12 protein-coding genes are annotated in these 12,603 nt (G+C 73.6%); 7 read left to right on the forward strand and 5 right to left on the reverse strand.

What is annotated here, in order from left to right; genetic code table 11:
• Positions 1–28 precede the first annotated feature (28 nt).
• A complete protein-coding gene (locus tag WN71_RS09830) occupies positions 29–700 on the reverse strand; it encodes a TetR/AcrR family transcriptional regulator (RefSeq protein WP_046591388.1) in 672 nt (223 codons plus the stop codon).
• A 118-nt stretch (positions 701–818) separates the two neighbouring features.
• On the opposite strand from WN71_RS09830, the gene WN71_RS09835 reads away from it, so the two are divergent.
• Positions 819–1,955 (forward strand): FAD-dependent oxidoreductase, encoded by a 1,137-nt coding sequence (locus WN71_RS09835; RefSeq protein WP_046591389.1) that lies wholly within the window; start codon positions 819–821, stop codon positions 1,953–1,955.
• A 69-nt stretch (positions 1,956–2,024) separates the two neighbouring features.
• Here WN71_RS09835 and WN71_RS09840 read toward each other — a convergent pair whose 3' ends face one another.
• From WN71_RS09840 to WN71_RS09850, 3 genes are all read right to left on the reverse strand, one after another.
• Positions 2,025–2,867 carry a DUF4097 family beta strand repeat-containing protein gene (locus WN71_RS09840; protein ID WP_046591390.1) on the reverse strand — a complete coding sequence of 281 codons (843 nt, stop codon included), beginning with the start codon at positions 2,865–2,867 and terminating at the stop codon, positions 2,025–2,027.
• Positions 2,868–2,984: 117 nt separating this feature from the next.
• Positions 2,985–3,506, reverse strand: a complete 522-nt coding sequence (locus WN71_RS09845; RefSeq protein WP_046591391.1) for a toxin-antitoxin system HicB family antitoxin — start codon at positions 3,504–3,506, stop codon at positions 2,985–2,987.
• 232 nt (positions 3,507–3,738) lie between these two features.
• Positions 3,739–4,206 (reverse strand): GNAT family N-acetyltransferase, encoded by a 468-nt coding sequence (locus tag WN71_RS09850; protein WP_046591392.1) that lies wholly within the window; start codon positions 4,204–4,206, stop codon positions 3,739–3,741.
• Positions 4,207–4,601: 395 nt separating this feature from the next.
• On the opposite strand from WN71_RS09850, the gene WN71_RS09855 reads away from it, so the two are divergent.
• The 6 genes from WN71_RS09855 (at position 4,602) to WN71_RS09880 (ending at position 11,932) form a co-directional block, all read left to right on the forward strand.
• The gene (locus WN71_RS09855) at positions 4,602–8,579 is read left to right on the forward strand and encodes a SpoIIE family protein phosphatase (protein ID WP_240529619.1); all 3,978 of its coding nucleotides are present in this window, start codon (positions 4,602–4,604) and stop codon (positions 8,577–8,579) included.
• The gene (locus WN71_RS09860) at positions 8,579–8,893 is read left to right on the forward strand and encodes an STAS domain-containing protein (RefSeq protein ID WP_046591394.1); all 315 of its coding nucleotides are present in this window, start codon (positions 8,579–8,581) and stop codon (positions 8,891–8,893) included. The genes WN71_RS09855 and WN71_RS09860 overlap by 1 nt, the downstream gene beginning before the upstream one ends.
• A 104-nt stretch (positions 8,894–8,997) precedes the next feature.
• On the forward strand, positions 8,998–9,555 hold the full coding sequence (locus WN71_RS09865; protein ID WP_046591395.1) for a Dps family protein: 558 nt from the start codon (positions 8,998–9,000) through the stop codon (positions 9,553–9,555).
• A gap of 199 nt (positions 9,556–9,754) precedes the next feature.
• Positions 9,755–9,925: a hypothetical protein gene (locus WN71_RS09870; protein WP_046591396.1), complete on the forward strand. Its 171-nt coding sequence runs from the start codon at positions 9,755–9,757 to the stop codon at positions 9,923–9,925.
• A gap of 154 nt (positions 9,926–10,079) precedes the next feature.
• Positions 10,080–10,979 (forward strand): oxygenase MpaB family protein, encoded by a 900-nt coding sequence (locus tag WN71_RS09875; protein WP_046591397.1) that lies wholly within the window; start codon positions 10,080–10,082, stop codon positions 10,977–10,979.
• Between the two features lie 161 nt (positions 10,980–11,140).
• Positions 11,141–11,932 carry a transglutaminase domain-containing protein gene (locus WN71_RS09880; RefSeq protein ID WP_046591398.1) on the forward strand — a complete coding sequence of 264 codons (792 nt, stop codon included), beginning with the start codon at positions 11,141–11,143 and terminating at the stop codon, positions 11,930–11,932.
• A 22-nt stretch (positions 11,933–11,954) separates the two neighbouring features.
• Here WN71_RS09880 and WN71_RS09885 read toward each other — a convergent pair whose 3' ends face one another.
• On the reverse strand, positions 11,955–12,602 hold the full coding sequence (locus WN71_RS09885) for a DUF3887 domain-containing protein (RefSeq protein WP_052743171.1): 648 nt from the start codon (positions 12,600–12,602) through the stop codon (positions 11,955–11,957).
• Between the last annotated feature and the right edge of the window lies 1 nt (position 12,603).

Below are 12,603 nucleotides of genomic sequence, written 5' to 3' on the forward strand. Positions count from 1 at the left end.
CGACGGCGCGATCCCCCTCACGCCCCCGTCAGGTACCTCCGGTGATCCCGGCGACGATCAGGTCGACCCCCGCCGCGAACTCCGTCCGGTCGTCGTGCTCGCGCAGCCGCCCCGCCACGCCGCGGGCGAAGGCGAACTCTCCCGGATCGAGCGCGGACCACGCGTGGGCCGTGGCGTCGAGGAAGTCGGCGCGGTTCGTGCCCGGGGCGACTGCCCGCGTGGTGGCGGCGTTCTGGCCCGCCACCCCCACGATGTAGTTCATCAACGCCGACGCGGCGGTGAACTGCGCCGGCTCGGGCACACCGAGCGCCTGGACCTGGCGCCCGATGCGCTCGAAGACCCGCAGCAGGGTCGGCCGCCACGTGGCGCGGGAGAACTGCGCACCGACCCAGGGGTGGGCGTCGAACGCGTCGAACACACCGAGCGCGAGGGTGCGGATCGCCTCCTGCGGGGTCCTGTCGGTGTCGTCGGCGGCGACCGCGGGGACGACGACGGCCTCGGTGGCCGCGGCGAGGAGTTCCGCCTTGCCGGTGACGTGCCAGTAGATCGCACCGGGGCCGGTCTCCAGGCGTTCGGCCAGCGCGCGGAAGGTGAGCCCGCTCTCCCCCACCGTGTCGAGCAGGTCGACGGCGGCACCGACGATGCGCTCCCGGGAGAGCGGTTCCTGCCGCCGTTCCGTGCGGCGCGTCCTGGTCGTCATACCGCCAGTGTAGAGGTTCTGGAACCGCGTTCCAGCTTGACAGAGTCTGGAACGGTGTTCCACGGTAGAGGACGCTGGAACGGCGTTCCAGCCGGAGGCGACCGAAGGGGAACCCATCATGACCACGACCCACGTGACGATCGTCGGAGCCGGACTCGGCGGCCTCACCCTCGCCCGTGTCCTGCACGTCAACGGCATCCCGTCCACCGTCTACGAGGCGGAGGCCTCGCCCGCCGCGCGCGGTCAGGGCGGCATGCTCGACATCCACGAGCACGACGGGCAGCGGGCCCTGCGGGCTGCGGGCCTGTACGACGCGTTCCGCGGGCTGATCCTGGAGGGCCGCCAGGCGAACCGGATCCTCGCCCCGGACGGCACCGTCCTGCTCGACGAACCCGACGACGGGTCCGGCCGGCGTCCGGAGGTGCAGCGCGGCGCACTGCGGCGGCTGCTGATCGACTCGCTCCCGGACGGCACCGTGCGCTGGGGACACAAGGCCGCGGCGGCCCGCACCCTCGGCGACGGCCGTCACGAGGTGACCTTCGCCGACGGCTCCACCGCCGTCACAGGCGTGCTCGTCGGCGCCGACGGCGCCTGGTCACGGGTGCGCCCGCTGCTCTCCGACGCCACACCGGTGTACGTCGGCAGGTCGTACGTGGAGATCTGGCTCCACGACGCCGACACCCGGCACCCCGCCGCCGCGAAGACGGTCGGCGCCGGCTCGCTCGCCGCGCTCGCCCCGGGCAAGGGGATCCAGGCGCACCGGGAGAGCGGTGGCACCCTGCACACCTACGTGGCGCTCACCGAGCCGCTGGAGTGGTTCGCCGCCGTCGACTTCGCGGACCCCGCGGCGGCGGCCGCCCGGATCGCCCGGGAGTTCACGGGCTGGGCACCGGAACTCACCGCGCTGATCACCGAAGGCGACACGGCGCCGGTCCTGCGCCCGCTGCACACCCTGCCCCTCGGGCACCGGTGGGAGCGGGTGCCGGGCGCGACCCTGCTCGGGGACGCGGCGCATCTCTCCGCCCCCTCCGGAGAGGGCGCGAACCTGGCCATGCTCGACGGGGCCGAGCTGGGCGAGGCCCTCGCCGCGCACCCCGGTGACGTCGAGGCCGCGCTCGCCGCGTACGAGGAGCGCCTGTTCCCGCGCGGCGCCCAGGCCGGGGCGGAGGCGGCCCACATCCACGGGCTCCTGTACGGCGACGACACCCCCCACGGCCTGATCGGCCTGCTCACCGGGGCCGCGTCGGCCGGATGAGCAGGTCGTGGTCAGGGCTCCGGAGGGGTGTGTCGGCGGCGGGAGGGGTGCCCGACGCCGGGCCGCCGGTCAGACCCGGGCGCGACGGACGTCGATGTTGCCGAACTTGGTGCGGGCCCGGACCTTCACGGTCTCCTCGGTCGCCTGCGGGGTCCCGGAGGCGGTGAGGGCGTTGCGCACCTGGCCGATGTCCGAGCTGGCGTCGAGCCACGCGGCGGTCCCCTCGCGGACACCGATCTCGATGGCGCCGTAGGAGGTCTCCAACTGGACGGTCCCGCGGGCGACCTCACCCACCCGCAGGGTGCCGTGGGCGGTCGTGGCGGTGAGCGAGTCCTCGGCGCGCGCGATGTCGATGTCGCCGTTGGCGCCGCTCACCCGCAGCTCGCCGGTGGCCGCGCCGACGGTGGTGCTGCCGTGCGAGTTCTTCAGGACGGCGGGGCCGTCGAGGAGGCCGACGCGCACGCTGCCGGAGCTGGTGGTGATCTCGGCCAGACCCTCGACGCGGTCGACGGTGATCGAGCCGTGCGAGGCGGTCAGCTGGAGCGGGCCGGTCGTGCCGAGCCGGACGTCGCCGGAGGAGGTCTTCACCCGGACCTCGCCGAGCCGGCCCTCACCCAGCACCTGGGTCCAGGAGCCCGTCGCGTCGACGCGCGAGCCGCTGGGCAGCTCCACGGTCACGTCGACGACGCCGCCGGGCCCGATCAGCCGGCGCTCGTGCGTCCTGACGGTCAGCACGCCGCCGGTGAACTCCACCGCGGTCTGTTCGGCGGCCCGCACGTCCTTGTCCCGCTTCGGGTCGCGGGGCTGCACGTCGACGACCGTGTCGGCGCGGTCGGCCGCGGTGAAGCGGAGGGAACCGGCGCCCACGTGGGCGGTGACGGCGATCGGCTCGGAAGTGGCGTACGTAGGCATGGCTGTCCCGTCCTCCTGGGTGTGCACCACGTCTTCCCTGGTGGGAGTGGTGTGTGTGATGGGGTGGGGTGGTGCGGGTGGTGCCGTCGGCGGGTGGGTCGGGGGCGCCGGGTGCGGTCAGCGCACCCAACCCGTGAAGCTCTGTCCGACCGTCCGGGTGGTCTGCGTGACCCGTGTCGCGTGCGAGCGGGCGCCGTCGTCGACCGCGGCGGCCACGGCGCGCACCAGCCACGCGTTGACCGACAGTCCCTCGCGGTTCGCGGCCTCTTCGGCGCGGGCCTTGAGGTGGGCCGGCAGGCGCAGGTTGACGCGGGCGGTGCCGCCCTCGTCGGTCTCGGCGACCGCGGCCCTGAGGGGTTCGGCGGGCGCGACCGGCTCCGCGGGGGCGCCGCCGGCGGGCGGGGGCGTCACCACGAAGTCCGGGTCCAGCCCGCGCAGCCGTACGTCGACCGAGCCCGGGGCGAGCTCACGGGTGATCTCGTCCATCGCGGCGGAGAGCACGTTGAGCAGGGTCAGGCGGGTCGCCGACTCCAGCGGAGCGGTCAGCCGCTCGGCCAGCTCGCGGGCGTCTTCCCCGCCGGCCTCGGCAGCCACCGCGAGTTCCCGGCGAAGGCTGTCGACATACGGTGTGAGGTCCATAGCGCCATCATGGCACCACTGTGGTGCCATACGCAAGCCCCATCTGATGCCACATCGACACCACGGCGACCGCAGCGCCCTTGACCTGCGAAAACGTGGACCGACCAACGGGCATGACGGGCGTACGGCACCTGCGGATGGGCAGCCAAGCCCGCACACCGACGCCACGTGGCACCACATGGCACCACTCGGCGCCACACGAGGCCAGCCCGGCGCCACGGCATCCGACCCCTCAGCGAGGTCCTCGGCCCCGTCCGACCGCCACCGGCTCGCGCACCATGAACGCGTCCACCGGATCCTCGTACTCGAGGACGAATCCGTGCCGCTCGTACAGCCGCCGGGCGGCGCTGCCCTGGAGCACGTTCAACCGGACGGGGACACCGTCGTGGTCGCACCGCTCCAGCAGCCCGCGCAGTACGGCCGTGCCGATGCCGCCGCCCTGGGCGTGCGGGGCGAGATAGAAGTGCTCCAGATAGTGCGCGTCCTCCGCGGGCCGCAGGGCCACGCAGCCGGCGAGCACGCCACCCACCTCGACGACCCAGGTGTGGTCGGGGTCGAAGGCGTCCCGCAGCCGCTGCCGCACCCGCCGTTCGTCGTACCGCCCGAGCCGCTCCAGGTCCGGGCGCAGCACCACCGCCCGCAACTCGGCCACCGCTTCGACGTCCGCGCCCGTGGCGGGCCGGATCCCCCAATCCACCATGATCGTCAGATTACCTGCCCCCGGGCCGGCCTTGCGTCCACATCCCCGCTCGCCGCCGAGGCTCATCGCCTAGATTGCTGGGGGCACGGGCGTGACAAGCACGTCGTCCGGGGAAGGTGGATCAGGCACAGTCGGCGGCCATGGCCTGCTCCGCACCGGATCACGTCTGGCGTGCGGATCGTTCCGAGACAAGAAGCGGGTAAGCGGTGGCGTACGCGGACGATGGTGAGGGTGGCCCGGGCGACTCGGCCGGTGTCGAGGCGTTCGCCGCCGATCCCGAGACGGGTGCGGATCTGGCGGCGGTGGACTGGGCGGCCACTCCGCTGGGTCCTCCCGCCCAGTGGCCGCAGAGCCTGCTGACCGCCGTACGCATCCTGCTGTCGTCGCGTTTCTCGATGTGGCTGGCGTGGGGTCCCGAGCTGACGTTCTTCTGCAACGCGGCCTACCGGCGCAACACGCTGGGCCGCAAGTATCCGTGGGCGCTGGGCCGGCCGTTCCCCGAGGTGTGGGCGGAGGTCTGGGCGGACGTCGAGCCGCTCGTCGAGGGGGTGCGGTCGACCGGCGAGGCGATCTGGGCGGAGGGGCTCCAGCTGTTCCTGGAGCGGTCGGGATATCCGGAGGAGACCTACCACACGTTCTCGTACAGCCCGCTGTGGGACGAGGCGGGCACGGTCGCCGGTGTGCTGTGCGTGGTCAGCGAGGAGACGGAACGCGTCATCGGGGAGCGCCGCATGGCCACCCTGCGCGACCTGGGCTCGGACGCGGGCGTGGTGCGCGGCGTGACCGAGTCCCTCGATTTTCACTGCCGGCAGCTGGAGAACAACACCGAGGACCTGCCCTTCACCCTGACCTACCTCTACGACGACGAGGGCGCCCGCCTGGCCCGCACCACCGGCCTGCCTCCGGACCATCCGGCGGCCCCGCCGCGGCTACCGGCGAAGGATCCGGACGGGGTGTGGCCGGTGACGACCCTCGCCGACGGCACCGCCGTGACCGTGCCCCTGGGCTCCGGTCCGCTCGCCGGGCTCCCGTGCGGGGCCTGGGATCAGCCGCCGGAACAGGCGCTCGTGGTGCCGCTGCCCCGGCCGGGCGGGTCGCCGTACGGCTTCTTCGTCGCCGGTCTGAACAGATACCGGGCCCTGGACGCGGGCTACCGGGGCTTCGTGGAGCTGGTGGCGGGCCATCTCGCCGCCGGTATCGCCTCCGCGCGCGCCTACCGCGACCAGCAGCGGCGGGCGGAGGAACTGGCCGAGCTCGACCGGGCGAAGACGGCCTTCTTCTCCAACATCAGCCACGAGTTCCGCACCCCGCTCACCCTGATCTCCGGACCCGTCGAGGAGCTTCGGCGGCAGCTCCCGGACGCCGCTGAGCCGGTGCACCAGGAGCTGGAGTCGATCCAGCGCAACGCGCTGCGGCTGGGGAAGCTGGTGAACACCCTGCTGGACTTCTCCAGCATCGAGGCCGGCCGGATGCAGGCCTGCTACGAGCCGGTGGATCTGGCCGCCGTCACCGCCGAGCTGACCAGCGTGTTCCGGTCCGCGGTCACCCGGGCCGGGCTCGCCTTCGAGGTGGACTGCCCACCGCTGACCCGCCCGGTCCACGTGGACCGGGAGATGTGGGAGAAGGTGGTCCTCAATCTGCTGAGCAACGCGCTCAAGTTCACCTTCGAGGGGTCCATCGGCGTCCGTGTCCGGGAGGAGGAGGACGGGGCGCTCATCACCGTCTCCGACACCGGCGTGGGCATCCCCGAGGAGGAGATGCCGCGTCTCTTCGAGCGCTTCCACCGCATCGGCGGCGTCCGCGCCCGCTCCCACGAGGGCAGCGGCATCGGCCTCGCGCTCGTGCGGGAGCTGGTCACCCTGCACGGCGGGGAGATCACCGCGGACAGCGCCCCGGCCGCCGGCACGCGGTTCAGCGTCCGGCTGCCCTTCGGCTCCGCCCATCTGCCGACCGACGCCGTCCAGCAGTCGGCCACCGCGCGCACCGGGTCGGCCACCGCCGTGCCCTACGTCCAGGAGGCCATGCGCTGGCTGCCGGACGACGAAGGCACCGGCGTGCGGGACCGGGCCGAGCCGGGCGTGCCGGCCGCGGCCGTGGTGGGGGCGCCGCCGCTCGCGGCGCGGGTCCTGGTCGCCGACGACAACGCGGACATGCGCGAGTACCTGGTCCGCATCCTCACCGCGGCCGGCTACGAGGCCGAGGCGGTCAGTGACGGGCACACGGCGCTGCGGGCCGCCCGCGCGCGCGTGCCCGACCTGATCGTCAGCGACGTGATGATGCCCGGTCTGGACGGGCTCGCCCTGCTCGGCGCGTTGCGCTCGGACACCCGGACCGCGGCGGTCCCGGTGCTGCTGCTCTCCGCGCGCGCCGGGCAGGAGGCGTCCATCGAGGGGCTGGCCGCGGGCGCCGACGACTATCTCGTGAAGCCGTTCGCCGCGGCCGAACTCGTCGCCCGGGTGCGGGCCAACGTCGAGATGTCGCGGCTGCGTTCGCACCATGTCCGCTGGCGCACCGCCCTCGTGGACACCCTCCAGGAGGCGCTGCTCGTCATGGACGAGGACGGCGTCGTCATCGAGGTCAACACCGCGTTCACCGCCCTGCTCGGCTACGGCCCCCAGCACCTGCCCTGCCCCGCACCGCACCCGTGGTGGCCCGAGGCCGCCGCCGACCCCGACGCGCACGGCCAGGTCACCGACGCCTTCGCCCGCCTGCTGCGGCTCGGCAGCGGCAACCACACGCTGCCCTTCACCAGCCTCGACGGCCGGACACTGTGGGTGCGGGCGGCCTTCAACGACGCCCACGACCCCGACACCGGCCGCCGGATGATCGTGGGCACCTTCCGTGACGTGACCGCCGAGCGCTACGCCAGCCTGCGCGAGCGCGCCCTCGCGTCGCTGAGCACCCGGCTCGCCGAGTCCACCGGCCTGGACGAGGCCCTGACGACGGCGGCCGACCGGCTGAGCGAGCAGTGGCGCGCCGAGCACGTCCTGCTCGCGGTCTTCACCGGGGACGACCGGCCGCCGCGGCTCACCTCCACCGCCCCGGTCGGCTGGCAGGACCTGAGCGCCGACCGGCGGCGGGCGATCACCGGGCTGCTCGGGCACCCGCCGCTCACTCCCGTCCGGGACACCACCGGCGCCGGGGTGCTCCTCGAACACCCCGACGGGCCGATGGCGCTGTGGATCGAGCTGGGCGACGCGCGCCGGTTCGGTGGCGAGGACGAACTGCTGCTGGCGCTGCTCGCCGGGCATCTGGCGCAGGCCCTCGGCCGTACGCACCAGATCGACCAGCAGCGGGAGACGGCGCTGGCGCTCCAGCGGGCCATCCTCGGCCCGTCGCTGCTGCCCGAGGGGTTCGCGGCGCGCTACGAGCCCGCCACCCCGCCGCTGGAGATCGGCGGCGACTGGTACGACGTGGTCGCGCTGCCGGACGACCGGATCGGCATCGTGGTCGGCGACTGCGTCGGGCGCGGCCTCCAGGCGGCCACCGTCATGGGGCAGCTGCGCAGCGCGTGCCGTGCCCTGTTCCTCCAGGACCCGGGCCCGGCGCGCACGCTGACGGCGCTCGACGACTTCGCCAGCGGCATCCCCGGCGCCCTGTGCACCACGGTGTTCTGCGGGGTCCTCGACCCGGCGGCCGGCACCCTGACGTACTCGAGCGCCGGTCACCCGCCGGGCGTGCTGGCCCTCCCGGACGGCGGTGTCCGCCTCCTGGACCGCGGCAACGCCCTGCCCCTGGCCATCCGTCCCGGTCTCGAACGGCCGGAGGACGTGTGCGTGCTGCCCGCCCGCTCCTCGCTGCTGCTGTACACCGACGGCCTGGTGGAGCGGCGGCGGCAGTCGCTGGACACCGGCATCGCGCGCGCCGCGGCCGCCCTCCAGTCCGGCCGCGACCTGCCGGCCCGTGAACTCGCCGACCACGTCATGGCCGAGCTGGTGCCGTCGAGCGGTTACGACGACGACGTCGCGCTGCTGCTCTACCGGCACCCGGGGCCCCTGGACATCGCCTTCCCCGCCGAGTCCGGGCAGCTCGCGGTGGCGCGGCACGCGCTGCGGGACTGGCTCACCCTGTGCGACCTGCCCCGGCGTACCGCGCAGGACGTCCTGATCGCGGCCGGGGAGGCCTGTGCCAACGCCGTCGAGCACGGCCATCGCGCCGCGCCCGGCGGGACGATCCGGCTGAGCGCGCGGGTCTCCACCGAAACCGTCACCGTCACGGTCGCCGACACCGGCAGCTGGAAGCCCGCCGGCGATCCGGCGAGCAGGGCGCTGCGGGGCCGTGGCATCGGCATCATGCGCGCACTGTCGGACCATGTGACCATCACCCCCGGCCCGTCGGGTACCACCGTCGAGATGCACACGAGGATCGCCTGATGTCCACCCAACTGGCTCTCCACCATGGCCGGACCGCCGAAGGCACCGCGGTGCTGATCGTCGCGGGGGAGGTCGACATGAGCAACAGCGCGTCGCTGGCCGCCGCGATCGAGGGCGTGCCCGGTCCGCTGGTGGTCGATCTGACACGGGTGGAGTACCTCGACAGCGCCGGGCTGAACGTGCTGTTCGCGCACGCTGACCGGCTCGAACTCGTCGCCCCGCCGCTGCTGCGACCGGTGCTGACCGTCTCGGGGCTCACCCAGCTGGTCAAGGTCCGCCCGGCGGCGGACCGGGACGGTCGGGCAGAGCCCTGACGGCCGCGCGGGCGCCGTCCGGACAGCCGCGGCGCCGGATGTCTGTGATCGACAGGGCGGGGCACCCGAATGCTGCCCGACCTCACGGACAAGGAGTTTGCGACATGGCGAAGAACCTCACCCCCGACTTCACGGTGCCGGGCCTCGAGCGCGCGGCCGCGGGCCGCCTCATCGACCTCCTCCGTCTGCGGCTGCACGCCCTCAACGACCTCCATCTGACGTTGAAGCACGTCCACTGGAACGTCGTGGGGCCGCACTTCATCGCGGTCCACCAGATGGTCGACCCGCAGGTGGACCGGGTGCGCGACATGGCCGACGACGTCGCCGAGCGGATCGCCGCCCTCGGCGGTGTGGCCCAGGGGACGCCCGGCTCCCTGGTCAAGGAGCGGACGTGGGACGACTACTCCATCGGTCGCGCCGACGCGATCGCGCATCTGGGCGCGCTGGACATCGTGTACACGGGAGTGATCGGCGACGTGCGCGCCGCGATCAAGACCGCGGGAGAGATCGACCCGGCGACGGAGGACCTGCTGATCGAACAGCTCCGCGATCTCGAGCAGTTCCAGTGGTTCGTGCGGGCCCACCTCGAGAACTCGGGCGGCAGCCTGACGACGGCACGGGCCGCGACGGAGGAACAGGCGGCCGCGGCCGCGGGGGCCTGACCGGCCCCGTTCGTTCGGATCCGACGGCCGTCCCCGCCGCAGGCTGCGGTGAGGACGGCCGTCGCCGTCGGCACGCTCGGGAGAGACTCGAATGCCCTGTGGCGGCGAACTCAAAACACGCGAATTGCGCAGGCGTGATCCACATTCACCCGGGCACTCGAAGAGCGCTAGATCATTAATTATCCGGAGGTGGACAATCGTGGCCCCTTTGCTGGTGGTTCTGCTGCTCGCCCTGATTCTTTTCGGCGCCGGTTTCGCCTTGAAGGCACTGTGGTGGATCGCCGTCGTCGTGCTGGTGGTATGGCTGCTCGGCTTCCTGGTCCGGCCGGCCGGCACCGGTGGCCGCCGGGGTCGCTGGTACCGGTGGTAGTCCGCGGAGTACGAGGTGGGAGCGGGTCCCGCGGGCACAGCGCCTGCGGGACCCGCTCGCGTTCCGCCCTCTCGTGCGTCCGCTGCGCCACACTGGGAAGCGGCGGCCCGACCACCCGCCGCGGCCCCACCGACCACGAGGAGGCTCCGCGTCGATGAGAATGATCGGATCCGGCGTAATCGGTTTGCGGGAACAATTGGGAAACGGGCTTTTCACCCGAGTCGCGGGACCGGACGGACCGCGTAATCGCGCCCGCATTCACCACACGCCCGGTCCGCGGTGGTTCGCTCCCGATCGCCCCGTTCGCCGGGTGCACGGAGACGCGTCGATGTTCATCGGCGGCCTGTCCGCGCTGCTGCTCCAGTCCCTGCATCCGCTCGCGATGGCGGCGGTGGCGGCCCACTCGGGGTACCGCGGCGACCCGTGGGGGCGGCTCCAGCGCACGAGCACGTTCCTCGCCGTCACCACGTACGGCACGGCCGAGCACGCGGCCGAGGCGTGCGCCCAGGTCCGGGCGGTGCACGAGCGCGTGCGCGGCGTGACCCCGCAGGGCGAGGCCTATCACGCGGCCGACCCGCATCTGCTGGGCTGGGTGCACGCGGCCGAGGTCGACAGCTTCCTGCGCGCGCACCAGCGCTACGGCGCCGAGCCGCTCACCCCGAGCGGATGCGACGCCTACGTCGCCGACACCGCGCGCACGGCCGCCGAACTCGGCGTCGTCGACCCGCCCACGGACCGCGCGGAGCTGGCCCGGCTGCTCGCCTCGTACCGCCCGGAGCTGCGGGCGTCGCCGCAGGCCCGGGAGGCCGCACGGTTCCTGCTCCTCGACCCGCCGGTCCCGCTCGCCGCCCGCCTGCCGTACGGCGTGCTGGCCGCCAACGCCGTGTCGCTGCTGCCGTCCTGGGCGGCGCGGGAGCTGCGGCTGCCGAAGATCCCGGTGGTCGACGAGTGGTGCGTCAGGCCGCTGGGGACCGTGATGACGTCGGCCGTGCGGTGGGCGCTGGCGCCCTCGCGTGCGGCGATCGCGGCGGCCGCGCCACCGCAGGGCGGCTGAGGCCCGCGCCGACGGCCCGGCACGCCAAGAGGCGGGAAGCGGTCAGCGGTCAGCGGTCAGCGGTCAGCGGTCAGCGGTCAGCGGTCAGCGGAGAGATTGAACATGTTCAAAACTCCTGTCAGACTGTGAGACCTCAGCCGATCACGCCGGGGGCCGCCGTCATGACCAGTTCCCTTCTCATGCCACGCTGCCGCACCCGCTCGCGCGCGGCGGGCCACGAGGACGCACCCGGCGGCACCGCCGCGACACGGATCCTCGACCGGCGCCACCCGGAGGTCCGCGCACTCCTCGAACTCCTCGCCGTACCGCGGGAGTCGGCCGCGGCGGCCGGAGCCGCGGAGCGGACGGAGTTCCTGCGCCGCGCGCACCGGCACATCTCGGCAAGGGTCCGGCCGGTGTACTCGGTGCAGGACGAGCGGCCGGTGTCCCAAGTGCTGCGGCGCGGGCGCGGCTCGTGCAGCCAGCGGCTGGCGGTCCTGGAGGCCGTCGCGCGAGCCGCCGGAACACCCACGCGGGTGCGCGGGCTGCTGCTGGACGGGCGCTTCTGGTATCCGCGCTTTCCCCGGCTGCACTTCCTGGTGCCGCACCAAGTGGTGCTGCCGTGGCCGGAGTTCCGCATCGAGGGGCTGTCCCCCACCGAGCATCCCACCGCGCCCTGGCTGTCGGTCTCGGATCTCTTCGGCCGGGCGGGCACGCCGGGCGACGGCGGCGGCTTCACCAACTCCGGTGCAGAGACCCTGTTCGACGCGGTGGCCCGGACGGCGGTCGACTGGGACGGCGCGACGGCCTGCTCCGCCGGGGCCGTCTCCTGCGATCTCTCCGCCCATGTCCTGGCGGATCTGGGCCACTTCGCCTCGCGCGACGACCTCTTCGCCCGGCACGGCCAGACCCTCTGCGCCACGGCGCGACTGCTGGCCGAGCCCGTCCTCGGCCGCCACGCCGCGGGCGCCTGACCGCCCCGCGACCGCCGGAGACCTACGGCGCCTCGGGGACCAGGATGAACAGGCCGCCGACCTTCTCCTCGGTGTCGAACGTGACGCGGGCCTTCATGTCGCCGGCCTCGTAGCGCAGCGGAAGGTCGACGACCGTGTGGTCCCCGATGCGCCGCACGAACGGCTCGCCGTCGCCGAAGCCCTCGTACGCGCCCACCAGACCCGTGACCGTGGCCAGGCCGTCGCCGCGCACCTCGTCGGTGAACGCCTCCAGGACCTGGGCGTTGAAGGACCTCCGCGCCTGCTCCATCCGTCCTTCGAGCACGTCGGCGACGATCTCGCGGGCGCGTTCCGCCGCGTCCGTCATGCGCACGGTCTTGTCCATGGGTTCTCCCGTCCGGGGGTCGATGGGTCTGCCGAACCGCTGGAACGCGGCCTGGCGCGTCACTCCGAGCAGGTCCCCGATCTCCTGCCAGGTGTGACCGGCGTCCCGGCACTGCTGCACGCAGAGCCTGAGCAGCTGCTGCGCCCCCTCGGCGACGCCCTGGGAGCGCCGTACCAGATCCAGATAGGAGGGCGGGGTGAGCGGGCTGCCCAGGGACTCGGACAGCGAGGCGGACTGCTCGGACAGCAGGGCGCTCAGCTCGGCGAGGCTCGTCGGGCGGGGAGGACTCGTGGGCTCGTCGGTCACA

The organism is Streptomyces mangrovisoli (assembly GCF_000974985.2).
Taxonomy (GTDB): domain Bacteria; phylum Actinomycetota; class Actinomycetes; order Streptomycetales; family Streptomycetaceae; genus Streptomyces; species Streptomyces mangrovisoli.